The sequence below is a fragment of the Nonomuraea sp. NPDC004354 genome, assembly GCF_053602555.1.
On record NZ_JBSGDV010000001.1, the window covers coordinates 500,493 to 524,187 of the forward strand.

A 23,695-nucleotide genomic window follows, 5' to 3' on the forward strand; every position below is an offset into this window, starting at 1 on the left:
CATCATGAATTGATGCTGCTTATGCTTCGGGAGATCCAGTGTTTCGAGCGCGTCGCCGCGCTGCGGAGCTTCTCCCGTGCGGGCGCCGAGCTGGGGATGTCGCAGCCCGCGGTCAGCCAGGCCGTCACCCGCCTGGAGAAGGCGCTGAACATGCGGCTGTTCGACCGGTCGGCCCGGGCGGTACGGCTGACTCCCGAGGGCACGGCGCTGCTCGGCCCCGCGCATCAGGTGCTCGACAGCGTACGGTCGTTCGGCCATGAGGCGGCCCGGCTGGCCAGGCCGGTCATCCATCTGGCTTATCCACCGCTGGCGGGGCCGCTCGTGGCGCGCATCGCCCGGAGGCTCGCGGGACGCGGGATCGCGGTCGAGCTCCTGGCGGCCGGGCGCGGCGCGGCGGCGAAGGCGCTGGACGCGGGCGAGGCGTCGGCGGCCATCGTGGCCGTTCCCGCGCCGCCCAGGTTCGTCACGGGCGCCCGGTTCCACGTCAGCGTCGACCGGCTGGCCGTACCGGTGGACCACGCGTGGCGGTCCAGGGTCACGGCCGCCGAGCTGGGCGGCCGTGACGTGCTGATCCCCGGCGGGCGCTGGACGGGACTGCCGGGCAGGCACCGGCAGGTGGCCGACGACGACTTCGCCGCGGCGCTCGACCTGGTCGCCGCGGGAGCGGGGCTGCTGCCCATCCCGCAACTGGTCGCCAGGACCGTGCGCCGCGACGACATCAGGTTCGTCCCGCTGGAGGCGGGGGAGCTGCGCCTGACCTACACGCTGGCGTGGGCGGGGGAGGCGGTCACGCCGGAGCTGATGGCCCTCGTCCAGGCGGTGCAGCAGGCGTTGTGGACGCGGTGACGTTCTTCAACGCCTCGCGCCGGCTCAGGCCGCTGATGCCCTTGGCCTCGACGTAACGGACGACCTCACGGGGGTTGGTCTTGGCGTACTCGCGCAGCGCCCAGCCGATCGCCTTGCGGGCGAAGAAGTCGATGTCGGACAGGCTCGGCTCGATGCAGGCGTAGAGCAGCGCCGTGTCGGTGCGTTCCTTGAACCTGTTCTGGGCCAGGATCGCGGTGCGGCGCTTCCACAGGTTCTCCGTGTGCGCCCACTCCAGCAGTAGCGACCGCATCGCGCCGGGGTAGGCGGCCAGCAGCCCGCCCACCCGGTGGGTGGCGATCTCGTCGACCAGGTCCCACCACGCCCCCGAGACGACCATCTCCTCGTACATCGGGACGGTGTAGAGGGTCTGGTACTCCCGGTAGTGGCGGGAGCCCGACAGCTCGATCGCCGCGTAGCGCTCCTCGCGGAACTCCGCCTCCCGCCACAGCTCCAGCACCGCGCGCCGCCACTCGGGCGCGCTCTCGACGCGGTGCTCGGCGAAGACCCGCTTCAGCGCTGCCTTCCTCGGCACGGACTGCACGCCGAGGAAGGGCATCTCCGACTTCATGTACGCCTGCATGGCCGGAGCCTTGTCCGGCTCGGCGATCTCCCGCAGCGCCAGCCGTACCGCCTTGGCGAGGCTCATGCCTTGGACTGGGTGGTCCGCTCGCCGGTGGCCAGGCCGTCGAAGAGCACGGTGATGTAGTGCTCGGCCAGGCCCGTGGTGTTGAGCCTGCCCCCAGGCCGGAACCAGCGCACCGCCACCCAGATCGTGTCGCGGATCATGCGGTAGGTCAGCTTCGGGTCGACGTCGGCGCGGAACTGCCCGGCCGCCTGCCCCGCCTTGATCTGCCGCACCCACATCTGCTCCACGTCGTCCTCGGCCTTGACGAGGTAGTTGAAGCGGGGGAACTGGCGCAGGTAGTTCCAGTCGTTCTGCATCACGGTGATCGCGGCCCGGTGCGGCTCCAGCGTGCCGAACCCGATGCGGACCATCTCCGACAGCACCGTGCGCGGGTCGCCGCCGCTCTCCTGGGCCGCCCGGTAGCGGGCGATCAGGTCGTCGAGGAAGGTGGACAGCACCTCGTCGACGATCGTCTCCTTGGAGTCGAAGTGGTGGTAGAGACTTCCTGAGAGGATGCCGGCCTCGTTGGCGATCTCGCGAACGGTCGTCGCCTGGAAGCCCTTGCGTGCGAAGATCTCCGCGGCGAGCTTCACGAGGTGGTCACGGCGCTCGGAGGCCGATCCCGACGCGGCGGCGCGCTTGGTCTTCGGCGGCGCGGCGGTCGGGTTCTTTCGCGTTGTCACGCCTCCATTATGGGCCTTTGCGCAATCGCTTGTTCACCGAACACCCGCAGCTCACCGGCGGTTCCTATGCGAACCAAGCGCTTGCTAGGATTCTGCCATGAGCGAGGCCTACATCGTCGGCGCGGTCAGGACCCCCGTGGGGCGCAAGAACGGCGGCCTGGCCGGGGCGCATCCCGCCGACCTCGGCGCCCACGTCATCACCGCGGTCCTGTCCGGCGTCGACCCCGCGGCGGTCGACGACGTGATCTTCGGCTGCGTCGACACGGTCGGCCCCCAGGCCGGCGACATCGCCCGCACCTGCTGGCTCGCGGCCGGTCTGCCGGAGGAGGTGCCGGGGGTGACCGTCGACCGGCAGTGCGGTTCCTCGCAGCAGGCGCTGCACTTCGCGGCCCAGGCGGTGCTCTCGGGCACGGCCGACCTGGTGGTGGCGGGCGGCGTGCAGAACATGAGCATGGTCCCGATCTCATCGGCCATGACCTTCCCCGGATTCGACACGCCGTTCTCCGGCTCGAAGGGCTGGGCGGCGCGGTACGGCTCGCAGGAGATCTCCCAGTTCGCCGGCGCCGAGCGGATCGCCGCCTCGTGGGGCATCACCCGCCAGGAGATGGAGGCCTTCGCCCTCACCTCGCACGAGCGGGCCCTGCGCGCCATCGACACCGGACGGTTCGCCGGGCAGATCGTCCCGTACGAGGGCGTCGCTGTGGACGAGGGCCCGCGCAGGGACACCTCGCCCGAGAAGATGGCGGCGCTGCGCCCGCTGCTGCCCGACGGGTCACTGACGGCCGCCCTGTCCTCGCAGATCTCCGACGGGGCCGCCGCGCTGCTGGTCGCCTCCGAGCGGGCCGTACGCGAGCACGGGCTGCGGCCACGCGCCCGCGTCCACCACCTGTCGGTACGCGGCGCCAACCCCGTCGTCATGCTCGACGCGCCCATCCCCGCCACCGAGCACGCGCTGGCCAGGGCGGGCATGTCCATCGGCGACTTCGACGCGGTCGAGATCAACGAGGCGTTCGCCTCCGTGGTGCTGGCCTGGCTGAAGGCGACCGGCGCCGACCCCGCGATCGTCAACCCCAACGGCGGCGCCATCGCCCTCGGTCACCCGCTGGGCGCCACGGGCGCGGTGCTGGCGGTGAAGCTGCTGCACGAGCTGGAGCGCACCGGCGGACGCTACGGCCTGCAGACCATGTGCGAGGGCGGCGGCCAGGCCAACGTCGCCATCGTCGAGCGCCTCTAGGAGGGCAGGGAGGGCCCGCGCATCGCCTGGCGGGCCTTGCCCATGGCCGCCGTCATCGCCTCCAGCTCCTCGGGGGTGAGCAGGTCGATGAGGAACCTGCGCACCACCTCGACGTGTCCTGGCGCGATCTCCTCGAGCAGCCCCGCGCCCGCCTCGGTGAGCACCGCGAGCACGCCCCTCTCGTCGGCGGGGCAGGTGGTGCGCTCCACCAGGCCGCGCTTCTCCAGCTGGGCGATCTGGTAGGTCAGCCCGCTCTTCGACACCACCACCCCGCGCGCCAGCTCCGTCATCCGCATCCGCCGCTCGGGGGTGGCTGCCAGCAGGGTGAGGATCTCGTACTGCGGATGCGTGAGGCCCGCCGCGCTCTTCAGCTGCTCCTCGATGCGCCTCTCCAGCAGGTGCGAGGCGACCAGGAAGGCCTTCCAGGCGGCCATCTCCTTCGCCTTCAGCCATCGTGTTTCGCTCACGTTCGCCAGTCTATGAGTTGTTCGGATTTGAACGACTGCTTAGGATGGGATTGTTCAAATCCGAACAACAATGACGGAGGCATCCACCATGGCCCGATCGATCACGCTGCTCCTCGCCAGGCTGGCCATCGGGGTCACCTTCCTGCTGCACGGCTGGGCGAAGTTCACCTCCATCGGCATCTCGGGTGTCAGCGCCATGTTCGAACAGGCCGGTGTCCCGCTGCCGGCCCTGGCCGCCCCGGCCGTGGCCCTGCTGGAGGTGGCGGGCGGCGTCGCGCTCATCGCCGGCGCCGCGCTGCCGGTGGTGGGGGTCCTGCTGGCCCTCGACATGGTCGGCGCGATCGTCTTCGTCCACCTGCCCAACGGCTTCTTCGCCGACAAGGGCGGCATCGAGCTCCCGCTCGTCCTCGGCGCGGCCTGCCTCGCGCTGGCGTTCACCGGCGGGGGAGTGCTCGCGGCCGACGGCCTGTGGCAGCGCCGGAAGGAGACCGTCGCGGCGTGAGGCCTGCGCGCAGGGTTGCCGCGTTCGACAGGGGCGGATCCCGCCGGCCGGAAGTGGTCCGTACACTTGCCGGGTTCGTTACCGAGGGTCGTGGGGCCGGGCGTGCTGACGTCCGAAAATGACTCTAGAAAATAGGAAACTTTCCTATTAGATTTCGAGTCATGCCCAACCCTGGCCGCGACTTGCTTCGCCTTGCCGACTCCGTCATCCTCCCCGGATTCGTGGGGACGACGCCCCCCGACTGGCTCCGCCGCCGGCTGTCCGGCGGCCTGGCCGGGGTCGTGCTCTTCTCCCGCAACATCGCCGACCCCGCCCAGGTGGCGGCGCTGACGTCGGCGCTGCACGCCGAGAACCCCGCGGCGCTGGTGGGCGTGGACGAGGAGTCCGGCGAGGTGACCAGGCTCGAGGTCGCCCAGGGGAGCAGCCGGCCTGGCAGCTACGCGCTCGGCGTGGTCGACGACGTCGCGCTCACCGAGGAACTGGCCCGCGACCTCGGGCGTGACCTCGCCGCGGCGGGGATCACGATCGATTTCGCCCCCTCGGCCGACGTGAACTCCAACCCCGGCAACCCCGTCATCGGCCTGCGCGCCTTCGGCGCTGACCCCGAGCTGGTGGCCAGGCACACCCGGGCCTTCGTCAGAGGGCTGCAGGCCACCGGCGTGGCCGCCTGCGCCAAGCACTTCCCCGGCCACGGCGACACCGCCGTCGACTCCCATTACGGCGTGCCGGTCGTGGCCGGAGAGATCGAGGAGCACCTGTCGCCCTTCCGCGCCGCCATCGACGAGGGCGTGCGGGCGATCATGACGGGCCACCTGCTCGTCCCCCGCTACGACGACCAGCGGCCCGCCACGCTCAGCCCCCACGTGCTGACCGCTCTCCTGCGCGAGGAACTCGGCTTCGACGGCGTGGTCATCACCGACGGGATCGAGATGGCGGCCGTCTCCGGCGCGTACGGCGTCGGCGGCGCGTCGGCCATGGCGATCGCCGCGGGCGCCGACGCCATCTGCGTCGGCGGGGAACGGTCGGACGAGGCGACGGCCGTCGAGGTGCGCGACGCGATCGCCCACGCCGTCCTGGAGGGCAGGCTGCCCGAGGACCGCCTCGCCGAGGCCGCGCGTAGGGTCACGGGCCTCGGCGCGTGGTCGGCCGCGACCAGGGCGGCGCAGCGCGCCCGCAGTGGGGCCGAGGAAGGGCACGCGGTCGAGGGCGAGATCGGCCTCATCGCCGCCCGCCGCGCCGTCAGGGTCACCCGCAGGACGGCCGCGCGGGTCCTGCCGCTGACCGTCGCGCCGCAGGTCGTCGAGTTCTCCCCGGAGATGAACCTGGCCATCGACAAGGGCACGCCGTGGGGCGTGGGCGAGCCGCTGAGCAAGCTCCTGCCCGGCACCACCGTCACCAGGCTCACCGCCGAGGAGTCGCGCGCCGCCGTCCTCGAGAACCTGATCAGGGCCGCCACGGACCGCCCGCTGGTGATCGTCGCCCGCGACGCCCACCGCCACCCGTGGCAGGCCGAGGCGATCAGCCACCTGCTCACCGCCCGTGCCGACGCGGTGGTGGTGGAGATGGGCCTGCCCGAACGCGCCGACCTCGGCGCGGTCCACATCGCGACGTACGGCTCGGCCAGGGTCTGCGGCCAGGCCGCCGCGGAGGTGATCACCGGTACCCTCTGACGTCGTGGACTTCGACGGCGAGGACCTCTCCCACCTCTCGATGACCGACCGCCTCCCCGCGGACGAGCCGCACGTCTTCCGTGACTGCGACCTCACCGCGACCGACTTCTGGGGCGCGTCGCTGGCCGGGGCCAGGTTCGAGTCGTGCGTGCTGGAGCAGACCGACTTCCGCAAGGCCGACCTGGACGGCGCGGTGTTCACCGGTGGGGGAGGGCTGCGGACCAGGTTCGCCGACGCCGACCTGCTCGACGCCGTCTTCACCGACGTCGACCTGTCCTCGGCGCACTTCGGCGGCGCGCTGCTCACCGACGCCGCCTTCACCGGCTGCCGGATGATCGGCGCGTCGCTCACCGGCTCGAGGGGCACCGGGTTCACCCTCGCCCGCTCGAACCTGACCATGGCCAACCTGGGCGGCTGCTCCCTGCGCGGTCAGCGGCTCGACGGCATCAGGTTCGACGACGCCGACCTGTCGGGGTGCGACTTCACCGAGGCCGTCCTCAGCGACTGCCGCCTGGTCGGCACGAGGGTGCTCCAGACCGTCTTCGCCAAGGCCGACCTGCGCGGCGCCGACCTCGGCCAGCCCGACGACGCCAAGCTGCGCGCCCTGTCCGGGGCGATCATCAACCAGGCGCAGGCCAACGCGATCCTCGCCGCACGCGGCCTCACCGTGGTGTGAGCCCGCCCCCGGCACCGGATGGCATGCGCCCGTGCGAGCTCACCGTGGTGCGAGCCCGCCCCCGGCACCGGATGGCGTGAGCCCGTGCCGGCTCAGCGCGGTGTGAGCCGCCGCAGCGTCTCGTCCGCCTCGGCCATGATCCGCCCGATCAGCTCCTCGCACGAGGGCAGGTCGTCGAGCACGCCGACCACCTGCCCCGCCGCCATGACGCCGAGATCGGTACGGCCGTCGACCATGGCCGCCCGCAACAGCATCGGGGTGTTGGCCGCCTGCAGCACCTGGGACCAGGTCAGGTCCCTGCCCTTCCGCATCCCGCGGCCCTCGGCCAGCAGGTGCGGCCAGGACAGCCCCGACAGCCGCTTGAAGCGGGCGGCGTTGACGACCGCGCGCAGCAGGCGGGCGCGTTCGAGCGAGGCGACGAACGGCGTGGCGAGCACCCGGTGCGGCACCCCGTCGACCTTGCGGGTCACGAGCGTGTCGGTGGCCTCCAGGTAGAGCCGCTTCACCTGGTCGGGTACCGGGGAGTCGGAGGTGAGCAGGAATCGGGTGCCCATGGCGATGCCCGCCGCGCCGTACGCCATGGCCGCCACCAGGCCGCGGCCGTCGAAGAAGCCGCCCGCGGCGACGACGGGGATGTCGACGGAGTCGACGACCTGGGGCAGCAGCAGGGTGGTGGGGATCGGCCCGGTGTGCCCGCCGCCCTCGCCACCCTGGACGATCACCGCGTCCACCCCCCACGCGGCGACCTTCTCGGCGTGGCGGCGCGCGCCGACGGACGGGACGGTGACGACGCCCGCCTCCTTCAGTCTGGCGATCAGCTCCCGGCGCGGGGCGAGGGCGAAGGAGGCGACCCTGACACCCTCGCGGATCATGACCTCGACGCGTTCGTCCGCGTCGGCGGCGTCGGAGCGGATGTTGACGCCGAAGGGCGCGTCGGTGCGCTCCTTCACCTCGCGGATCGCGGTCGTCATCTGGCCCAGGGACATGGTGGAGGCGGCGATGACGCCGAGGCCGCCCGCCGCCGAGGTGGCCGCGGCCAGCCGGGCACCCGCCACGTAGCCCATGCCGGTCTGCACGATCGGGTACCGGCAGCCGACCAGGTCGGTGAGCGCGGTTCTCACAGCGACTCGCCGCGCAGGCCGCCGGGGTCGAGCGTCTCCAGGATGCGGCGCTCCTCGTCGGTCGGCAGGCGGGTCGTCGGCACGTCGGGCGGAACGGCCAGCTCGAAGCCGGTCGCCGCCACCACCTCGGCCACGCTGACGCCCGGATGGACCGAGATCAGCCGCATCGACCCGTCGGGGGCGCCCAGGTCGAGCACCGCCAGGTTCGTCACCACTCTGCGGACCATCGGGCAGCCCACGCCGGAGACCATGTCGACCTTCTCGACGAACACCCGCGGGCCGTGCCGGGGGATCCAGTAGCTGGTGGGGCAGCAGACGGTGTTGCCGGGCGCCCCCCGCACGCCCAGGAGCTGGGCCTTCGGCCGCTCCCACGGGCCGATGCAGGAGATGTTGGTGTTGCCGTGCCTGTCGATCTGCGAGGCGCCGAGGAACACGTGCCGCCTGCCGTTCAGCACCAGCCACAGGTGGTCGCGGACGGGCAGCCAGCCCTCCACCACGCCGGGCGCGTCGCCGGTCAGCAGGCACACGCCGTCGGTCGTGATCAGGTCGGGCTCGAACGTCATCCTGGCCAGGCGCGCGGCCAGCATCGTGATCGGCCCGCCGATCCCGGCAGCCACGATCTCGCCGTCGCCCCTGAACGCCTCGGCGCAGGCGACCACGCACACATCAGCCCTGCTCATGGTGATACTCCTGCCACGGGGTCGTCGCGTAACGGCGCTGCTCGGTCTCGTCCCTGCCGTAGTCGGGCTCGCACGAGGTGAATCCCGCGCCTCCTGGCGCCTCGACCACGCCGGTCACGAACGACCTGCTGATCAGCAGCGACTGCACCGGCCCCTCCTTCAGCAGGTCGGCGCTGTCGACGAGCCGCTCGCAGGAGACGTAGCAGCTCGTGGCGGCCTTGGCGTAGAGGTCGTCGAAGTAGGGGTCGGGGCCGAGATACTGCGCGTTGCCGCGCCTGTCGGCCCTGTTGAGGTGCACCAGCGCCACGTCCATGGTCAGCGCGGGCGCCGCGACCAGGTCCTCCTCCGTGTACGGCGAGCGCACGGTCCGCAGCTCGGGGTTGACGCGCATGACGTCGGAGCCGAGCCCCGCCCTGGTCGGCAGGAAGGGCAGCCGGTGCGCGGCGGCGAGCAGGCCGAACATGAACATGCCCTCGTCGTACTCGGTGAACTCGATCGCGCCCTGCTGGCGGGCGGTCCTGAAGTGCGGTTCGAGGGGGATGGTGTCGAGCGTCACGAAGGGGGCCACGACCTTGCGCACCTTGCCGGCGGCGCACAGCATGCCGACGTCGGCGCCGCCGTACGAGATGATCGTCAGGTCGGTGGCGGGTGCTCTGAGCAGGGCGCCGACCAGCGCCATCGGCTTGCGGCGCGACCCCCATCCGCCGACGCCGACCGTCATGCCGCTCTCGATCCTGGCCGCGACCTCGTCGGCCGTCATCACCTTGCTCACCGCAGGAACCTCTCCCTGTGTTCGTCGCCCGTGCCCATCAGATTCAGCTCGAAGGTGAGGCCCTGCTCGAAGCGGTAGCTGTGCTTGACGTCCACCGGGTCGATGCCGTTGAGCGACTCCTTGGCGCGCCTGATGACGTAGGGATCCTTGCCGGCGATCACGTCGGCCACCTCCATGGCGGCCTCGAGCAGCTTGTCGCGGGCCGTCACCCGCAGCACGGAGCCGAAGGCGTGCAGCTCCTGCGCGGTGACGTTCCTGCACGTGTAGACCATGGCGCGCACGAGGTGCTGCGGCACCAGCCGGGCCAGGTGGGTGGCCGCGCCGAGCGCGCCCCTGTCGACCTCGGGCAGGCCGAAGTAGGCGTCGTCGCTGGCGACCACGATGTCGGCGTTGCCGGCCAGGCCGACGCCGCCGCCGAGGCAGAAGCCGTGCACCGCGGCGACCACCGGCACCGCGCAGTCGTACACGGCGGCGAACGCCTCGTAGCAGCCCCTGTTGGCGCCGACGAGCGCGGAGTGGCCCGCGCTCCGCTGCATCTCCTTGATGTCCACGCCCGCGTTGAACCCGCGGCCCTCGGCTCTCAGCACCACGACCCTGGTCCCGGGGTCCTGCCCCGCGGCGTGGACGGCCCGCGCCAGGTCGTGCCAGTCCCGCACTCGCAGCGCGTTGACCGGGGGGACGTCGACGACCACCTCGGCGATCGGTCCCGCCCGCAGCGTGATTCCCATGACGCTCCTGTTGTTACCTAACGCTTGCTTGGTACCGTAGCATCCGTGATCTCCTACGACTACACCGGCAAGGTGGTCCTGGTGACGGGCGGCACCAAGGGGCTCGGGCGGGGGATCGCCCGCGCCTTCCGGTCGGCGGGCGCCGAGGTGGTCGTCTGTGCCAGGACCCCGCCGGACGAACCCGTCGACGGGGCCGGTGTCCGGTTCGTCCGGGCGGACGTGCGCGACCCCGAGGACCTGGAACGGCTGTTCGGCGGGCTCGACCGGCTGGACGTGGTGGTCAACAACGCCGGCGGCGCGCCGTACGCGATGGTCGCCGGCACCTCGCCCCGCCTGCACGCCCGCGTCATCGAGCTCAACCTGACCGCGCCGCTCCTGGTGTCCCAGCGGGCGCACGCGCTGCTCGCCGCCACGAGCGGCGCGGTGATCATGATCGGCAGCACGAGCGGCACCCGCCCGTCCCCTGGAACCTCCGCGTACGGCGCGGCCAAGGCGGGCCTGCACCATCTGGCCGCCTGCCTGGCCGCCGAGTGGGCCCCCGAGGTCAGGGTGAACACGATCGTGGTCGGCCTGGCCAGGACCGAGAACGCCGGCGAGCACTACAGGGACAGGATCGAGCTCCTCAGCGCGACCATCCCGGCCGGGCGGATGGCCGAGCCGGACGACGTCGGCGAGGTGTGCCTCTGGCTGGCGGGTGCCCGTTACGTCACGGGGGCGCAGGTTCTCGTGCACGGGGGCGGCGAGACCCCTGCCTGGAAGTGGCTGGCATCTGATGAAATCTCCCGATAACCCAAGGAGGTCGCGTGGCGAGGATCTGTGAAGGCCGGGTCGTGATCGTGACGGGTGCCGGGCGCGGCATCGGCAGGGCGCACGCGCTGGAGTTCGCCCGGCAGGGTGCCAAGGTCGTCGTCAACGACCTCGGCACGGGGCGCGACGGCGGCGGCAGGTCGGGCGCCCCCGCCCTCGAGGTGGTCGAGGAGATCCGCGACCTGGGCGGCCAGGCCGTGGCCAACTGTGACGACGTGGCCGACTGGGACGGCGCGGCCAGGCTGGTCAAGATGGCGGTCAGCGCCTTCGGCAGGCTGGACGTGCTGGTCAGCAACGCGGGCTTCCTGCGCGACCGGATGCTCGTCTCGATGACCGAGCACGAGTGGGACGAGGTGATCAGGGTCCATCTCAAGGGCCACTTCCTCCCCTTACGGCACGCCGCCGCCCACTGGCGGGAGCGGTCGAAGGCCGGCGATCGGGTCGCGGCCCGCGTCGTGCACACCTCGTCGGGGGCGGGCCTGCTCGGCAGCGTCGGGCAGGGCAACTACGCGGCGGCCAAGGGCGGCATCGCCACCCTCACCCAGGTCGCGGCAGCGGAACTGGCCCGCTACGGGGTGACGGTCAACGCCATCGCGCCCGCCGCCAGGACCAGGATGACCGAGGAGGTGTTCACGGCCACGATGGCCAGGCCGGAGCACGGATTCGACCCCATGGACCCGGCCAACGTGGCCCCGCTGGTGGCCTGGCTCGGCTCGGTCGCCTCCGGCCACGTGACCGGCCGGGTCTTCGAGGTGGAGGGCGGGCGGATCGGACTGGCCACCGGCTGGCGGCACGGGCCCGCGGTCGAGAAGGGCGGCCGGTGGGATCCCGCCGAAGTGGGCCCGGCGGTCGACGCTCTGCTGGCCCAGGCGCCCGAACCCGAGCCGGTCTACGGCTCGTGAGCAGAACAATCTTCTGATTACTAAGAGCTACCCATCAACTGCACTCAGCTATATGATCGCTTTGGCTTTGACCCACCCGGTCAAGCGGAGTCAACGGGATGGCCGCGCGCTACGGGCCCATGCGTGCCGCCGTCCGCGACCCCAACTGGCGAAGGAGCTGAAGTGATCAAGAAGCTGTGCGCAACCGGTGCCCTCGTGGCAGCGGCCGCGGGCGCCACGCTGCTGGCGCCCCCCGCACACGCCGACACGTGGACGAGCAACTGGAGCCACAACAGCGACGCCTGGCTGTCGGGCAACACCTTCGGGAACGTGCGGGCCGCCAACGTCGGCGCCGGTCGGTCCACGAACGTCAACAACATCAACGGCATCGCGAACACGGCCTCCAACGGCAGCATCGTGGTGACGTACATCTTCTACTAGCCACCACGTCCTCCCCCACGGATGGAACGTTCCACAACAACCTGACCTGGAAGGTAGCCGACATGCTCAAGAAGCTCTGCGTCACCGGAATCGTCGTCGCCGCCGCGGGCGCCACCCTCATGAGCGCCCCCGCCAGCGCCGACACCTACATCCGCAACAGCAGCCACAACCACGGGGCCGTCCAGTCGGGCAACAACTTCGGCAACGTGTTCGCGGGCAACTTCGGCACCCGTGGCGCGACCAACGTCAACAACATCAACGGCAACGCCATCACCGCCACCAACCGCAGCGGCGTCGGCGTCAGGTTCTGGGTCGACTAGTCGGCCTCATCAGCGTGCGAGCCGGGTCGGCGACGACCCGGCTCGCGCCTGTTGCGTAACATCCGTCGGGTGACGATCTGTGCATATGTGACATGTGATAGCGCTGAGTCCCGCGACGACGAGCGTGATCCGGTGCTGGCCGCCTGGCGCGCGGCAGGCATCGAGGGCAGGGCGGTCCGGTGGGACGATCCCGGTGTCGACTGGAGCGTGTTCGACGCCGCCGTGGTCCGTTCCGTATGGGACTACGTCGACAGGCGCCCGGAGTTCCTGGCGTGGGCGAAGGCGACCGCCGGCGTGACCCGGCTGCTCAACCCGGCGCCGATCCTCGACGCCAACACCGACAAGACCTACCTGCGCGAGTTGGGCCTGCCGGCCGTGCCGACGCACTGGTCGGCCGACGACCTGCCGGACTGGGCCGAGTACGTCGTCAAGCCGGCGGTCTCGGCGGGAGCGCGCGACACGATCAGGACCACCGACAGGGCGGTGGCGAGGGCGCACGCGCAGGCGCTGGTGGACGCGGGCCGTACGCCGATGGTCCAGCCGTACCTCGACATGGTCGAGGCCGAGGGCGAGACGTCGCTGCTCTATTTCAACAGGACCTTCAGCCACGCCGTCCGGCGCAACGCGATGCTCGCCGGCGGGCAGACCCTCGCCGACAACGGCCGCGCCGACCCGCGCACGCCGGCCCCCGACCTGGTCGAGCTGGCCGAGAAGGTGCTCGCGGCGGTGCCGGGCGACCTGCTCTACGCCAGGGTCGACCTGATCAGGCTCCCGGACGGCAGCCCCGCCCTGATGGAGCTGGAGCTCACCGAGCCCTACCTCTATCTGAGCCACATGGACGGCGCGGCCGACCGGCTCGCCCAAGCGCTCACCGAGCTGCTCTGAGGGGCGGAAAACCCGTTGCGCGGTGCGGCGGCGGGTTGGTTGACTGCGCACGACGAGCAGGAACACGAGCGACGCGAGGGGGAATGTTGATGCCCGCGGCCACCGAGGTCGCCGTCGCGCGCCCTCGAGCGGACTCATCCCCTGGCCGGAGCGGCCCGCGGGGCTGATCCCGCCTGGCGTGACGGCGGCACAGGTGTCCCGTCCGCAACGCCTCGAAAGTGCTACTCCGTTGCCTCGTAAGAGTTCGTTCCGCTGCGTCAACTGCCGGCTCGACGTCCCCATGGACGCGCCCGGCACCCGTCACCGCAACCACTGCCCGACCTGCCTGTGGTCCCGCCACGTCGACAGGACCCCCGGCGACCGCGCCGCCGACTGCGCGGCGGGGATGGCGCCCATCGCCATCCACGTCCGCCAGGGCGGCGAGTGGCAGATCATCCACCGCTGCACCTTCTGCGGCGAGCTCGACGCCAACCGCATCGCGGGCGACGACAACCCGCTCACGCTGATGCGCCTGGCCGTCGCCCCGCTCGCGCAGCCGCCCTTCCCGCTCGACTGGTTCGCCCGCCTCTGAGCCTCAGGCGGTGATGCCCCCGTCCACCGGGATCACCGCGCCCGTCAGGTAGGCGCCCGCCCGCGAGGACAGGAAGATCGCCGCCCCGGCCATGTCGTCGGGGCGGCCGATCCGGCCCAGCGGCACGCCGGCGGCGACCAGCTCGCGGGTGGCGGGATCGTCGAGGGCGAAGGCCATCATCCTGGAGTCGAACGGGCCTGGGGCGATCGCGTTGACCGTGATGTGCTGGGGGGCGAGCTGCCTGGCCAGGTGCCTGGTCAGCATGTGGACTCCCGCCTTCGCCGCGGAGTAGGCGTAGTTCTCCATCGCCGGAACCCTGATGCCGTCGACGGAGCCGATGTTGATCACCCGGGCCGGGTCGTCGGCGTCCGCCGCCGCGCGCAACTGGGGGAGGAAGCGCTGAGTGAGGAAGAAGGCGCCCTTCACGTTGATGCCCCAGAGCTTGTCGAAGGCGTGCTCGGGATACTCCTCCAGCGGGGCGCCCCAGGTCGCCCCCGCGTTGTTGACCAGCACGTGCAGCGGCCCCTCGACCGCCTCGGCCAGCCTGTCGACGCCCTCGGGCGTCGACAGGTCGGCCGGCACGGCCACGCAGCCCAGCTCGTCGGCGGCCTTGGCGACCTCGGCCGTCTTGCGCGCGGAGATGTGGACCGTGGCTCCGGCCGCGACGAACCCCGCCGCGATCATCCGCCCGATGCCCCTGGAGCCGCCCGTGACGACGACCTTCTTGCCTTCCACCGAGAACAGCGTCATGGTGGGGAAGCATGCCATACCGACCAGTCGGTTTCCAGGGTGGTCACAGGCCGGGGATGCGGCCGTTCCTGAACAGGTCGACGAACGTCTGGTGGTCCTGGCGGGCCTGCGCGCCGTAGGCGTGGGCGAAGTCCACCAGCATCCTGACGAACCCGGTCGTGTCACCGTCGATGGCCGACACGATCGCCTCCTCGGTGGAGAAGTCGACCAGGTCGTGCGCGGACTCGTCGTCGGCGACCGAGTGCATCCTGGCCACCGCCCGCCCGAGATCGCGCACGATCGAGCGCAGTTCGCCGGGCTCGTTGACGTCGTCCCAGTCGAGGTCGGCCGAGTACGGCGAGACCTCCGCCACCAGCTGCCCTATCCCGTCGAGCGTGGTGTAGCCGAGCCACGGATCGGCGTAGGCCTGCAGGGCGCGCTGCGACTCGGCGGTCCTGTGCCCCTGGTGCCTGAAGTAGGCGGCGATCTTCTCGTCGTGGATGTGCCTGGCCACGGCGGGCACCTGGGCCTGCTTCATGTAGAGGATGACGTCGTTCTCCAGCGCCTGGGTGCGGCCCTCCAGCAGAAGGTTGTAGGACGGCAGCCCCGCCGAGCCGATGCCGACGCCCTTGCGCAGCGCCACGTCCTTGATGACGTGCTCCACGGGGCCGGCGAGGCCGGGCAGCGTGGTGAGGTAGTCGTCGAAGGCGGCCACCACCGCCGCCCTGGTCCCTTCCGAGACCGGCTCGCGTCCGTCGATGAGCGCGAAGCGCCGGTCGTAGTCGTCGACCACGGTCTCGACGTCGAGCAGGGCCACGCGCGTGTGCAACCGCGCCGACTGCAACACCCGGTGGAGCACGCCCGTGGTGGTGCCCAGCGTCAGCGAGCCGATCGCGTCGTCGCCGCCCTTGGCGATGGCGGTCAGCTCGGTCAGGTAGGCGGTGCCGAAGTCGCTCACCAGGCGGGAGATCGCCTCGTCGGACAGGGCCTTGCCGTACCCGATGAGGGCGACGCTGGCCGCGAAGCGCTTCAGGTCCCAGGTGTAGGGCCCGACGTAGGCCTCGTCGAAGTCGTTGACGTTGAAGACGAGGGCGCCGGAGGCGTTCATGTAGGTGCCGAAGTTCTCGGCGTGCAGGTCGCCGTGGATCCAGACCCGGCGGGTGGGCCCGTCGAGGTAGGAGTCGTCGGCGAAGTCGCCGGTCATGTCGGCGTAGAAGACGGCCGCGCTGCCGCGGTAGAAGGCGAACGCCGACCCCGCCATCTTCCTGAACTTACGCAGGAACGCGGCGGGGTCACGCTCGATGGAGGGGCCGAACTCGGTGGTCAGCACCTCGAGGAGGTGTGACGCGCGGCTCTGTGTCGCCATAGTTCACCGTAGTCCCGCGCGCCCCTCCAGGCTAGGTCGCGCGCGGCAGCGCCCGCACGCTGACGACGGCGAGCGCGGCGGCCAGCAGCAGCAGCCCCGCGGCCTGACCGGCCCAGGTGGCTACCAGGGGCTGCGTGAAGACGCCCTCGACGTCGTAGCGGACAGGCGCCCGCAGCACGCCCAGCAGCGCCGCGACGACGGCCAGGGCCAGGCTCCAGGCCGGCGGGGCCTTCCGGGCGAGGCAGACCACGCCCGCCACCACGGTCGCGACCGCGCTCAGGCCGTGCGGGTCGATCCACCCGGCCATCCAGTCCAGACCGGCGCCGGTGTAGAAGGCCAGGTCCCGGGTGATACCGAATCCGGCGGCGACGTACAGGACGACCAGCCCCAGCGGCAGGACCGCGAGCAGCGACGAGCGGCGCACCGGCGCGTCCCGGTGCTGGCCGAGCAGGAGCGCCACGGCGGGGACCGCCGTCACCAGCAGGTAGGACAGCTCGTCGACGGCCGGCCGCTCCCAGACGAACAGCTCCTGCGCGAGCGTGACCCCGAGGAACAGCAGGCCGGCGTAGGTGAGGATCCTCGCCGCCCGCACGCGGCCGAGCGCGAGCGTGGCGAAGGCCGCGATCCCGACGAGATCCGCCGCCGCGGACACGAGCTGCCACGCCCGCCCGGCCGGATCGGTGATCAGGAACTCGGCGGGGAGTGAGCCGACGACACCGAGGGAGAACAGCGTGCCGACGAGGCCGTACCAGCCCAGCACGGCATGGAAGCCCAGGCCGAGCAGGGCGACCAGCCGGACCGCGTCGCCCATCGCCCGGTAGCGGGGAGCGGCGCCCAGCCCGCCGGCCCTGGCCCTGACCGCCAGCGCGGCCACGGAGGCGACCTCGCGCCAGCTCGGCCGCGGGTTGTCCTCGTCCGGGACCTGGCCGGCGCTGTCGAGATAGGCGTCGACCATCTCCTCCTCGCGCTCGGCCCGGTAGGAGGCGGGCAGCATCCTGAGCACGAAGCGGTAGCGCTGCTCCAGCAGGGTCATGCGAGACCTCCGGCGGCCGACGGTCGGGGGGTGAAGGCGCGCCTGCGGGCGTCGAGCCGTGCGGTGGCGGCCTGGAGGGTGCCGGACAGCCTGGCGACCTCCGTCTGGAGCGCGCCCTCGCCGGCGTCGGTGAGGCGGTAGTAGCGGCGCAGCCGCCCCGACTGCACCTCCTCGTGGTCGAGCTCGACCAGGTCCTCGGCGGCGAGCCGGTCGAGCACGCCGTACAGCGTGCCGATCTTCAGCTGCACCTTGCCCTCGGACAGGCGCTCCACTTCCTGGACGATGCCGTAGCCGTGGCGCGGCTCGTCGAGAAGTGCCGTCAGAGCCAGGAACATGGGCTCCGTCATATTCATGAACTCAACATAACATGCCTGACAAGATATCAGGCGCGCTGGCTCGAGACCGAGACGACCTCTCCCGTCATGTAGCCGGAGTACTCGCTGGCCAGGAAGACGATCACGTTGGCCACCTCCCACGGCTCCGCCGCCCTGCCGAACGCCTCCCGCTCCACCAGCTCGGCCAGCACCTGCTCGGTGGTGACCTTGGACAGGAACGGGTGCATGGCCAGCGAGGGCGCGACGGCGTTGACCCTGATCCCGTGCTCGGCGGCCTCGACGGCGGCGCACCTGGTCAGCGCCATCACTCCGGCCTTGGCCGCGGCGTAGTGCGACTGCCCGCGCTGCGCCCGCCAGCCCACCACCGAGGCGTTGTTGACCACCACGCCCGCGCCACGCGGGATCATGTGCCGCAGCGCCGCGCGCGTGCAGCGCATCGTGCCGGTCAGCGTCACGTCGAGCACCGCGTGCCACTGCTCGTCGGTCATCTCGGCCAGCTCCGCGGTGCCGCCCAGGCCCGCGTTGTTGACCAGCACGTCGAGCCGCCCGTGCGCGTTCACTGTCGCCTCGACCAGCGCGCGCACCTGGTCCTCCGAGGTGACGTCGCACGGTACGGCCAGCGGCTCGACCCCGGTCAGCGCGGCCAGCGCCTCGGCCGCCTCCCGCAGCCGCCGCTCGTGCCGGTCGGAGACGACCACGGTCGCGCCCTCCTCGGCGCACCGCCGGGCGGTCGCGTAGCCGATGCCGGTGCCCGCGGCGGCGGTGACCAGCGTGACCTTTCCTTCGAGCAGGCCGTGTGACTTCACTTGGGCAGCCCCAGGGTGCGTTCGGCGATGATGGTGCGCTGGATCTCGCTCGATCCCGCGTAGATGGTGTCGGCGCGGCTGAACAGGTAGAGCCGTTGCAGGTCGCCGAGCTCGCCCACCAGCCCCTCCTTGCCCAGCACCGCCTGGGCCAGCTCGCCCAGCCGCTGGTGCCACTGCGACCAGTAGAGCTTGGCGACGGAGGGCTCGGCGCCGGGCCGCAGCGCGTTGAACCGCATGATCCGCAGCTCCAGCCACGACCGTGCCAGCTCGTCCCTGATCAGCGGGTCGTCGAGCGCGCCCGTCCGCCGCGCGGCCGCGACGACCTTGGCCAGCTCGCGCTGGAAACCGATCTGCTGGCCGAGTGTGGAGGCGCCGCGCTCGTGGCCGAGCGTCGCCATCGCCACCTTCCAGCCCTCGCCCGGCGCGCCGAGGATGTTGCCCTTCGCGGTCCTCGCGCCGTCGAAGAACACCTCGTTGAACTCGGCGGTGCCGGTGAGCTGCCGGATCGGGCGCACCTCCACACCGGCCTGCCGCATCGGCACCAGCAGGTAGGACAGGCCCCGGTGCCGCTGGGAGCCCTCCTCGGTACGGCACAGCACGAAACACCAGTCGGCCACGTGGGCCAGCGACGTCCACACCTTCTGCCCCGTGACGACCCACGCGTCGCCGTCGAGCACGGCCCTGGTCTGGACGTTAGCCAGATCGGAGCCGGCCTCGGGCTCGGAGTAGCCCTGGCACCACAACTCGTCGCCGCGCCGGATGGGCGGAAGGAAGCGGTCCTTCTGCTCCCGCGTCCCGAAGTCGAGGATCGTGGGACCGATCAGCCCCTCGCCGATGTGGCCGACCCGGGCGGGGGCGTCCGCCTTCGCGTACTCCTCGTGGAAGGCGATCTGGTCTTCGAGGGAGGCGTCGCGGCCTCCGTACTCCTTCGGCCAGGCCAGGCACGTCCAGCCCGCCCTGCCGAGGTGGCGCTCCCACGCGTGCCGTACGTCGTGGCCCTCGTGCTCGCGGCCGGGGCCGCCCAGCCCGCGGGCGTGCGCGAACTCGCCCGACAGCGCCGACTCCAGCCAGTCCCTGATCTCGTGCCTGAGCGTCATGAGGCGAATCGCCCGTAGCCGCCGCGGAAGAAGAGCAGCGGCCCGCCGTCGGCGTGGGCGTCGAGCTGGTGCACCCGCGCCACGACGATCACGTGGTCGCCCGCGGGGTGCTCGGCCTCGATCGAGCACTCGAGCCAGGCCAGCGCGCCCTCGAGTAACGGGTTGCCGCCGGGGGAACGGCTCCAGGCCAGGCCCGCGAACTTGTCGCCGCCCCTGGCCGCGAGCTGCGCGCAGACCTGCTGCTGGTGCTCGGCCAGTACGTTGACGGTCAGCGTTTCGGCCGCCCGGAGGCGGGGCCAGCTGGTGCTGGTGTGCGCGACGCAGAAGGCCACGAGCGGCGGGTCGAGCGAGACGGAGGTGAAGGAGTTGGCCGCCAGGCCGCTCGGCGCGCCGCTGTCGGGGTCCAGGGCGGTGATGGCCACGACGCCCGTGGCGAACCTGCTCAGGACCGACCTGAAGTGCTTGGCGGCGTTGCCGGCGGGGTGGTCGGCTCCGTGGTCGGCTCCGTGGTCGGCGGGGTGCTCGCGGGTGCCGTTGGCGGTGCCGGGCTGGTACGGCGCGACATGCGGCCTGCCGTCACAGCCGTCCGGCGCGATCAGCCGGGCAGCGTGTGTGCTCATGGGCGCCTCCTCGTCCACCACTCTATCTTACCAAGCGCTTGCTTGGACGGTAGGCGTCTCCCCGGAAGGCTGTCAACGCGTTGACAGCCGTTTCCGGCCCGGCATAGCGTCGTTTGTGTGGCCAAGCGCTTGCTTGATTTCAGGGACGCCGCGGCCGTCGCGGGCGTCGGCTACACGCCGTTCTCCAAGGACTCGGGCGTCAGCACGCTGACCCTGGCGTGCCGGGCCGTACTGGCCGCGCTCGAGGACGCGGGCCTCACCGCCGACGACGTGGACGGCCTGGCCACCCACCGGGTGGGCGACTCGGCCGTGCCCTCCGTGGTCGGCCCCGCGCTCGGGATCGCCGCGCCCACCTGGTACCTCGACCACTTCGGCGGCGGCAGCGTCTCGCACGCGGTCGTCGGGCAGGCGGCCCTCGCCGTCGCGGCGGGCCTGGCCGAGACGGTGGTGTGCTACCGCGCGATCAACGCCAGGTCCGAGTTCCGCATGGGGACCGCGCCGAACCCGAGCCCCGAGACCCAGTACCTGGCCCCGTACGGCTACGGCGCCCCGGTCCAGCAGTTCGCCATGTACGCCAGGACCCACATGCTGAAATACGGCACCCTGCCCGAGCACTTCGGGCAGGTGGCGGTCCGGCAGCGCTCCTACGCGGCGGCCAACCCGCGCGCGCTGATGCGCACCCCCATCACCCTCGACGACTACCTGGGCAGCCGCCCGATCGCCGAGCCGCTGCGGCTGCTCGACTGCTGCCTGGAGACCGACGGCGCCTGTGCGGTGGTCGTCACCACCGCCGAACGCGCCCGCGACCTGCGCAGGCCGCCCGTGCTGATCTCGGGCGCCGCCTGGGGCGGCGGCGACTCCTTCCTGGCGCCAGGCGAGCCGACCGTGACCGCCGCCGCCGCCCTCGCCCCCCGCCTGTACGGCATGGCCGGCGTCGGCCCCGCCGACATCGACGTGGCCGAGCTCTACGACTGCTTCACCTACTCGGTGATCGTCCAGCTGGAGGACTACGGCTTCTGCGCCAAGGGAGAGGGCGGGCCCTTCGCGGCCTCGGGCGAGGGGCCGCCGGTCAACACCCACGGCGGTTTCCTGTCCGAGGGGTACGTCCACGGGCTCAACCACGTCGCCGAGGCCGTCTCCCAGCTGCGCGGCGAGGCGGGGGAGCGGCAGGTTCCGGGCGCCGAGGTGGCGCTGTCGACCGCCCAGCCGGGGCACATCCTGGCCGCCACGTCGGCACTGATCCTGCGGAAGGGATGAGCGTGGACAGGGACTCGGCCGAGTGGTGGGACCTGGTGGCCAAGGGCGTTCTGGCGGTGCAGCGCTGCTCCTCGTGCGGCCTGGCCAGGTTCCCGGCCAGGGCGTTCTGCGCGGCGTGCCGTACCGAGGGGTGGTCGTGGACGGCCGTGGCGCCCGAGGGGCTGGTGGAGAGCTGGATCGTGAGCCACTGGCGGGCCGCGGCGCCCTTCACGGTCGTGCGCGTACGGCTGGCCGAGGCGCCGCGGTGCGTGCTGTACGGGAGCTGGCGGGGCGAGGGAGAGCCGCGGCGGGGACAGCGGGTGCGGGCGCTGTTCGCGGACGGGCCGCTGATCGAGTGGACCGCCTGAGGGGACGCCGACCGCGTGGGCGGCGTGGCGGGAGGCGGACCCCGCCTGACGACGAGAGCGCGCTCTTACCAAGAGAGCGCGCCCTGGCGGGCGTGGGGGACCCGCCAGGACGCGCCTCCGTACCGTGCGCGTCGACCCAGGACCCCGGCGAGGGATGGGGTCCTACGCCGAGTGCTCGCGCACGGAGCCGGTGGGGGAGTGACCGTCTGTCGTGGGGTGCCGGTAGCGCTCGGCGATGCGGAGTGCCGCGCCTACCGGGTCGTCGATGGGGTGCGTGACGGTCGATCCCTCCTCGTGCCATTCGAACGAGCCGTCCCTGCACCACACGGTCAACTCGGTCAGTACGGACAGCACGGACATGCCATTCCCATTGCTCTGGTAGGTGTGGGTGAACCCCTGGCGGTGCAACGCGTAACGCAGTAAACGTGTTGCCTCGCGGGGGTCGTGCCAGGGCAGGTACGGCGTACCCGCGCGGACCGGCAGCACCGGCCGTCACCCCCTCGCCCGACCTTTCGATGGATTTGTACCAACGAATGGATGATGCGGCTGTCAATGCCGTCCGGTCAAGGGGTTGTAGCTAGATAGAACCAGATCGTCTAAATTGTTGGAACAAAAGGGGTGAAAGTGGCTCGGTCGTCGCTGTATCAGCAGGTGGCTTCGGATCTGCGAAGGGCCATCTACTCCGGCGACCTCGGCCCCGGGGCGCAATTGCCCACAGAAGCCCACCTTCAGGACCAGTACGGCGTAAGCCGCAACACCGTCAGGCTGGCCCTCGGCGAGCTGGTGAACGAGGGCCTCGTCACGCGCGCGCCCCGGCGCGGCACGATCGTCCGCGACCGCCGTCCGCTGCTGATGTATCCGCAGCGGGAGCTCGCCGCGCAGCCGCGCGGCGAGGTGCGCGAGGCCTTCGCCTACGCCGTCTCCCAGGAGGGCCGCGAGCCGAGCCAGACGATCGAGGTGCAGATCGTGAGCCCGGTCGAGGAGATCGCCAGCCGGCTGCAGCTGGGCGACCGCGACCTGGCGGTCGTCAGGCGCCGGCTGCGCTTCGTCGACGGCCAGCCGTACAACACCAACGACTCCTACTTCCCGCGGACGCTGGTGCAGGACTCCGAGATCGCCAGGCCGGGAGACATCGCCCGCGGGGCCAACAGGGTGCTCGAGGAGCTCGGCCACAAGCAGGTGCGGGTGGTCGACGACATCATGGCGCGGATGCCGAACCAGGAGGAGGCCGAGCGCCTCCAGCTGGAGCTGGGGACCCCGGTCGTCGTCTACATCAGGGTCGGCTACGACAGCGCCGACACGCCGGTGCGCGTGGCCGTCTCGGTGCTCCCGGCCGACAAGCACCTGATTCGCTACGAGCTGGGCCTCCGCTAGGACCACGCTCGCTTGGGGGTGATCCCGTCCGTGCGGCGCGGGTCGTCGTTCCGCGCTGGGCACGGTGGAGTTGTGCATACTCCCCCAAATTGCATTTTTCCCTGAAATATCGCCATGAAAGCCGTGCGCCACCGGGCGAACACGCTCCGTGTTCACTCCGTCACCCATCGGAACGAAGGGCAGAAACATGCACTCCAACACCCTGCTTCCCCCGCTGACCCTCCGGCGTGCTGTACCCGACGACCTTCCCGGCGTCCTCTCCCTCCTCGCCGACACCGCCGAGTGGCTCCACGCGCAGGGCGTACGGCAGTGGCCGCGCGGCGGCTTCGGCCCCGAGCGGATCGTGCCGCTGATCGAGGAAGAGGTCCTCTACCTGCTAGAAGGCCACTTCGGGGAAACCGTCGCGACCATCGCCCTCGACGGTCACGCGGACGAGGAGTTCTGGACCCCGGCCGACGATCCCGGCTCGGCCCTCTACGTCCACAAGCTCGCCGTCTCCCGCGCCGCCGCGGGAACGGGTCTCGGCGACGCGCTCCTCGACTGGGCGGGAAGCGCCGTCGCGGCGTCGGGGCGGCACTGGCTGAGGCTCGACTGCGCGAAGGGCAACCCGCGGCTCCAGCAGTACTACCGGCGGCGCGGCTTCCGCCACCTCCGCACGGTGGACCTGCCGCACCGGGCATCGGGCGCGCTGTTCCAGCGTCCCGCCGGCATGCGCACCAGCGTCGCCGACGACCTGTTCCGGACCCTGGATCTTGTCGATGCCTGACATGATTTGTCAGATATGACCGCTGCCCTCCTCTG

30 protein-coding genes are annotated in these 23,695 nt (G+C 71.6%); 15 read left to right on the top strand and 15 right to left on the bottom strand.

Going from position 1 to position 23,695, the window contains the following annotated elements:
* Positions 1 to 12: 12 nt before the first annotated feature.
* On the top strand, positions 13 to 846 hold the full coding sequence (locus tag ACWENQ_RS02325; protein ID WP_354906786.1) for a LysR family transcriptional regulator: 834 nt from the start codon (positions 13 to 15) through the stop codon (positions 844 to 846).
* On the opposite strand, the gene ACWENQ_RS02330 is transcribed toward ACWENQ_RS02325, so the two are convergent.
* Both ACWENQ_RS02330 and ACWENQ_RS02335 read right to left on the bottom strand, forming a co-directional pair.
* Positions 788 to 1,513: a DNA alkylation repair protein gene (locus ACWENQ_RS02330; protein WP_452412666.1), complete on the bottom strand. Its 726-nt coding sequence runs from the start codon at positions 1,511 to 1,513 to the stop codon at positions 788 to 790. The two genes, ACWENQ_RS02325 and ACWENQ_RS02330, sit on opposite strands and share 59 nt — an antisense overlap.
* A complete protein-coding gene (locus tag ACWENQ_RS02335; RefSeq protein ID WP_452412667.1) occupies positions 1,510 to 2,175 on the bottom strand; it encodes a TetR/AcrR family transcriptional regulator in 666 nt (221 codons plus the stop codon). Before ACWENQ_RS02335 ends, ACWENQ_RS02330 begins: the two co-directional genes overlap by 4 nt.
* A 97-nt stretch (positions 2,176 to 2,272) precedes the next feature.
* Here ACWENQ_RS02335 and ACWENQ_RS02340 point away from each other — a divergent pair, with 97 nt between their 5' ends.
* Positions 2,273 to 3,409: an acetyl-CoA C-acetyltransferase gene (locus ACWENQ_RS02340; protein ID WP_449917082.1), complete on the top strand. Its 1,137-nt coding sequence runs from the start codon at positions 2,273 to 2,275 to the stop codon at positions 3,407 to 3,409.
* Here ACWENQ_RS02340 and ACWENQ_RS02345 read toward each other — a convergent pair.
* On the bottom strand, positions 3,406 to 3,876 hold the full coding sequence (locus ACWENQ_RS02345) for a MarR family winged helix-turn-helix transcriptional regulator (RefSeq protein WP_354906782.1): 471 nt from the start codon (positions 3,874 to 3,876) through the stop codon (positions 3,406 to 3,408). The two genes, ACWENQ_RS02340 and ACWENQ_RS02345, sit on opposite strands and share 4 nt — an antisense overlap.
* 88 nt (positions 3,877 to 3,964) lie before the next feature.
* On the opposite strand from ACWENQ_RS02345, the gene ACWENQ_RS02350 reads away from it, so the two are divergent.
* The 3 genes from ACWENQ_RS02350 to ACWENQ_RS02360 all read left to right on the top strand — a co-directional run bounded on the left by ACWENQ_RS02350 (position 3,965) and on the right by ACWENQ_RS02360 (position 6,724).
* Entirely contained in the window at positions 3,965 to 4,378 is a 414-nt protein-coding gene (locus ACWENQ_RS02350) for a DoxX family protein (protein ID WP_449917076.1), read from the top strand.
* A 161-nt stretch (positions 4,379 to 4,539) separates the two neighbouring features.
* Positions 4,540 to 6,048 (top strand): glycoside hydrolase family 3 protein, encoded by a 1,509-nt coding sequence (locus tag ACWENQ_RS02355; protein WP_452412668.1) that lies wholly within the window; start codon positions 4,540 to 4,542, stop codon positions 6,046 to 6,048.
* A 4-nt stretch (positions 6,049 to 6,052) separates the two neighbouring features.
* Positions 6,053 to 6,724, top strand: a complete 672-nt coding sequence (locus ACWENQ_RS02360) for a pentapeptide repeat-containing protein (protein ID WP_449917072.1) — start codon at positions 6,053 to 6,055, stop codon at positions 6,722 to 6,724.
* A 92-nt stretch (positions 6,725 to 6,816) separates the two neighbouring features.
* On the opposite strand, the gene ACWENQ_RS02365 is transcribed toward ACWENQ_RS02360, so the two are convergent.
* The 4 genes from ACWENQ_RS02365 to ACWENQ_RS02380 are packed head-to-tail and all read right to left on the bottom strand — an operon-like array spanning position 6,817 to position 10,025.
* Positions 6,817 to 7,845 carry an NAD(P)H-dependent flavin oxidoreductase gene (locus tag ACWENQ_RS02365; RefSeq protein WP_449917069.1) on the bottom strand — a complete coding sequence of 343 codons (1,029 nt, stop codon included), beginning with the start codon at positions 7,843 to 7,845 and terminating at the stop codon, positions 6,817 to 6,819.
* A complete protein-coding gene (locus ACWENQ_RS02370) occupies positions 7,842 to 8,525 on the bottom strand; it encodes a CoA-transferase subunit beta (RefSeq protein WP_452412669.1) in 684 nt (227 codons plus the stop codon). The genes ACWENQ_RS02365 and ACWENQ_RS02370 overlap by 4 nt, the downstream gene beginning before the upstream one ends.
* Positions 8,512 to 9,285, bottom strand: a complete 774-nt coding sequence (locus ACWENQ_RS02375; protein ID WP_452412982.1) for a CoA transferase subunit A — start codon at positions 9,283 to 9,285, stop codon at positions 8,512 to 8,514. Before ACWENQ_RS02375 ends, ACWENQ_RS02370 begins: the two co-directional genes overlap by 14 nt.
* A gap of 8 nt (positions 9,286 to 9,293) precedes the next feature.
* Positions 9,294 to 10,025, bottom strand: coding sequence for an enoyl-CoA hydratase family protein (locus ACWENQ_RS02380; RefSeq protein WP_452412670.1), 732 nt, complete (start codon positions 10,023 to 10,025; stop codon positions 9,294 to 9,296).
* A 45-nt stretch (positions 10,026 to 10,070) separates the two neighbouring features.
* Here ACWENQ_RS02380 and ACWENQ_RS02385 point away from each other — a divergent pair, with 45 nt between their 5' ends.
* The 6 genes from ACWENQ_RS02385 (at position 10,071) to ACWENQ_RS02410 (ending at position 13,930) form a co-directional block, all read left to right on the top strand.
* On the top strand, positions 10,071 to 10,814 hold the full coding sequence (locus ACWENQ_RS02385; RefSeq protein WP_449917062.1) for an SDR family oxidoreductase: 744 nt from the start codon (positions 10,071 to 10,073) through the stop codon (positions 10,812 to 10,814).
* A gap of 14 nt (positions 10,815 to 10,828) precedes the next feature.
* Positions 10,829 to 11,734, top strand: coding sequence for an SDR family oxidoreductase (locus tag ACWENQ_RS02390; RefSeq protein WP_449917059.1), 906 nt, complete (start codon positions 10,829 to 10,831; stop codon positions 11,732 to 11,734).
* 162 nt (positions 11,735 to 11,896) lie between these two features.
* On the top strand, positions 11,897 to 12,154 hold the full coding sequence (locus tag ACWENQ_RS02395) for a hypothetical protein (RefSeq protein ID WP_354906773.1): 258 nt from the start codon (positions 11,897 to 11,899) through the stop codon (positions 12,152 to 12,154).
* A 62-nt stretch (positions 12,155 to 12,216) separates the two neighbouring features.
* Positions 12,217 to 12,474, top strand: a complete 258-nt coding sequence (locus tag ACWENQ_RS02400; protein ID WP_354906772.1) for a hypothetical protein — start codon at positions 12,217 to 12,219, stop codon at positions 12,472 to 12,474.
* Between the two features lie 87 nt (positions 12,475 to 12,561).
* On the top strand, positions 12,562 to 13,359 hold the full coding sequence (locus ACWENQ_RS02405) for an ATP-grasp domain-containing protein (protein WP_452412671.1): 798 nt from the start codon (positions 12,562 to 12,564) through the stop codon (positions 13,357 to 13,359).
* 229 nt (positions 13,360 to 13,588) lie between these two features.
* Positions 13,589 to 13,930, top strand: coding sequence for an RNHCP domain-containing protein (locus tag ACWENQ_RS02410; protein ID WP_354906770.1), 342 nt, complete (start codon positions 13,589 to 13,591; stop codon positions 13,928 to 13,930).
* Between the two features lie 3 nt (positions 13,931 to 13,933).
* Here ACWENQ_RS02410 and ACWENQ_RS02415 read toward each other — a convergent pair whose 3' ends face one another.
* From ACWENQ_RS02415 to ACWENQ_RS02445, 7 genes are read right to left on the bottom strand one after another with little or no spacing between them, the layout of a single operon-like run.
* Entirely contained in the window at positions 13,934 to 14,680 is a 747-nt protein-coding gene (locus ACWENQ_RS02415; protein WP_452412672.1) for an SDR family oxidoreductase, read from the bottom strand.
* Positions 14,681 to 14,723: 43 nt separating this feature from the next.
* Positions 14,724 to 16,025: a DUF2252 domain-containing protein gene (locus ACWENQ_RS02420; protein ID WP_452412673.1), complete on the bottom strand. Its 1,302-nt coding sequence runs from the start codon at positions 16,023 to 16,025 to the stop codon at positions 14,724 to 14,726.
* A 31-nt stretch (positions 16,026 to 16,056) separates the two neighbouring features.
* A complete protein-coding gene (locus ACWENQ_RS02425; protein ID WP_452412674.1) occupies positions 16,057 to 17,058 on the bottom strand; it encodes a hypothetical protein in 1,002 nt (333 codons plus the stop codon).
* Positions 17,055 to 17,411 carry a PadR family transcriptional regulator gene (locus ACWENQ_RS02430; protein WP_354906766.1) on the bottom strand — a complete coding sequence of 119 codons (357 nt, stop codon included), beginning with the start codon at positions 17,409 to 17,411 and terminating at the stop codon, positions 17,055 to 17,057. Before ACWENQ_RS02430 ends, ACWENQ_RS02425 begins: the two co-directional genes overlap by 4 nt.
* A gap of 29 nt (positions 17,412 to 17,440) precedes the next feature.
* Positions 17,441 to 18,199: an SDR family oxidoreductase gene (locus ACWENQ_RS02435; protein WP_452412675.1), complete on the bottom strand. Its 759-nt coding sequence runs from the start codon at positions 18,197 to 18,199 to the stop codon at positions 17,441 to 17,443.
* Positions 18,196 to 19,296, bottom strand: coding sequence for an acyl-CoA dehydrogenase family protein (locus ACWENQ_RS02440; RefSeq protein ID WP_452412676.1), 1,101 nt, complete (start codon positions 19,294 to 19,296; stop codon positions 18,196 to 18,198). The genes ACWENQ_RS02435 and ACWENQ_RS02440 overlap by 4 nt, the downstream gene beginning before the upstream one ends.
* Positions 19,293 to 19,916, bottom strand: coding sequence for a flavin reductase family protein (locus tag ACWENQ_RS02445; protein ID WP_354906763.1), 624 nt, complete (start codon positions 19,914 to 19,916; stop codon positions 19,293 to 19,295). The genes ACWENQ_RS02440 and ACWENQ_RS02445 overlap by 4 nt, the downstream gene beginning before the upstream one ends.
* Before the next feature lie 117 nt (positions 19,917 to 20,033).
* Here ACWENQ_RS02445 and ACWENQ_RS02450 point away from each other — a divergent pair, with 117 nt between their 5' ends.
* Entirely contained in the window at positions 20,034 to 21,173 is a 1,140-nt protein-coding gene (locus tag ACWENQ_RS02450) for a thiolase C-terminal domain-containing protein (protein WP_452412677.1), read from the top strand.
* Entirely contained in the window at positions 21,170 to 21,520 is a 351-nt protein-coding gene (locus ACWENQ_RS02455; protein ID WP_452412678.1) for a Zn-ribbon domain-containing OB-fold protein, read from the top strand. Before ACWENQ_RS02450 ends, ACWENQ_RS02455 begins: the two co-directional genes overlap by 4 nt.
* A 162-nt stretch (positions 21,521 to 21,682) precedes the next feature.
* Here the strand turns inward: ACWENQ_RS02455 and ACWENQ_RS02460 are convergent, their stop codons facing one another.
* On the bottom strand, positions 21,683 to 21,880 hold the full coding sequence (locus ACWENQ_RS02460; RefSeq protein ID WP_449917036.1) for a hypothetical protein: 198 nt from the start codon (positions 21,878 to 21,880) through the stop codon (positions 21,683 to 21,685).
* A gap of 291 nt (positions 21,881 to 22,171) precedes the next feature.
* On the opposite strand from ACWENQ_RS02460, the gene ACWENQ_RS02465 reads away from it, so the two are divergent.
* Both ACWENQ_RS02465 and ACWENQ_RS02470 read left to right on the top strand, forming a co-directional pair.
* The gene (locus ACWENQ_RS02465) at positions 22,172 to 22,894 is read left to right on the top strand and encodes a GntR family transcriptional regulator (protein ID WP_354906759.1); all 723 of its coding nucleotides are present in this window, start codon (positions 22,172 to 22,174) and stop codon (positions 22,892 to 22,894) included.
* Positions 22,895 to 23,081: 187 nt separating this feature from the next.
* Entirely contained in the window at positions 23,082 to 23,660 is a 579-nt protein-coding gene (locus tag ACWENQ_RS02470; RefSeq protein WP_449917030.1) for a GNAT family N-acetyltransferase, read from the top strand.
* The last annotated feature ends 35 nt before the right edge of the window (positions 23,661 to 23,695 follow it).

Excerpts from the sequence above, each read along its gene's own strand:
- ACWENQ_RS02325 (WP_354906786.1), top strand. The coding sequence starts at position 13 with ATGCTGCTTATGCTTCGGGAGATCCAGTGTTTCGAGCGCGTCGCCGCG.
- ACWENQ_RS02330 (WP_452412666.1), bottom strand. The coding sequence starts at position 1,513 with ATGAGCCTCGCCAAGGCGGTACGGCTGGCGCTGCGGGAGATCGCCGAG.
- ACWENQ_RS02340 (WP_449917082.1), top strand. The coding sequence starts at position 2,273 with ATGAGCGAGGCCTACATCGTCGGCGCGGTCAGGACCCCCGTGGGGCGC.
- ACWENQ_RS02350 (WP_449917076.1), top strand. The coding sequence starts at position 3,965 with ATGGCCCGATCGATCACGCTGCTCCTCGCCAGGCTGGCCATCGGGGTC.
- ACWENQ_RS02355 (WP_452412668.1), top strand. The coding sequence starts at position 4,540 with ATGCCCAACCCTGGCCGCGACTTGCTTCGCCTTGCCGACTCCGTCATC.
- ACWENQ_RS02370 (WP_452412669.1), bottom strand. The coding sequence starts at position 8,525 with ATGAGCAGGGCTGATGTGTGCGTGGTCGCCTGCGCCGAGGCGTTCAGG.
- ACWENQ_RS02375 (WP_452412982.1), bottom strand. The coding sequence starts at position 9,285 with ATGACGGCCGACGAGGTCGCGGCCAGGATCGAGAGCGGCATGACGGTC.
- ACWENQ_RS02380 (WP_452412670.1), bottom strand. The coding sequence starts at position 10,025 with ATGGGAATCACGCTGCGGGCGGGACCGATCGCCGAGGTGGTCGTCGAC.
- ACWENQ_RS02400 (WP_354906772.1), top strand. The coding sequence starts at position 12,217 with ATGCTCAAGAAGCTCTGCGTCACCGGAATCGTCGTCGCCGCCGCGGGC.
- ACWENQ_RS02415 (WP_452412672.1), bottom strand. The coding sequence starts at position 14,680 with ATGACGCTGTTCTCGGTGGAAGGCAAGAAGGTCGTCGTCACGGGCGGC.
- ACWENQ_RS02420 (WP_452412673.1), bottom strand. The coding sequence starts at position 16,025 with ATGGCGACACAGAGCCGCGCGTCACACCTCCTCGAGGTGCTGACCACC.
- ACWENQ_RS02425 (WP_452412674.1), bottom strand. The coding sequence starts at position 17,058 with ATGACCCTGCTGGAGCAGCGCTACCGCTTCGTGCTCAGGATGCTGCCC.
- ACWENQ_RS02430 (WP_354906766.1), bottom strand. The coding sequence starts at position 17,411 with ATGAATATGACGGAGCCCATGTTCCTGGCTCTGACGGCACTTCTCGAC.
- ACWENQ_RS02440 (WP_452412676.1), bottom strand. The coding sequence starts at position 19,296 with ATGACGCTCAGGCACGAGATCAGGGACTGGCTGGAGTCGGCGCTGTCG.
- ACWENQ_RS02445 (WP_354906763.1), bottom strand. The coding sequence starts at position 19,916 with ATGAGCACACACGCTGCCCGGCTGATCGCGCCGGACGGCTGTGACGGC.
- ACWENQ_RS02455 (WP_452412678.1), top strand. The coding sequence starts at position 21,170 with ATGAGCGTGGACAGGGACTCGGCCGAGTGGTGGGACCTGGTGGCCAAG.
- ACWENQ_RS02460 (WP_449917036.1), bottom strand. The coding sequence starts at position 21,880 with ATGTCCGTGCTGTCCGTACTGACCGAGTTGACCGTGTGGTGCAGGGAC.
- ACWENQ_RS02470 (WP_449917030.1), top strand. The coding sequence starts at position 23,082 with ATGCACTCCAACACCCTGCTTCCCCCGCTGACCCTCCGGCGTGCTGTA.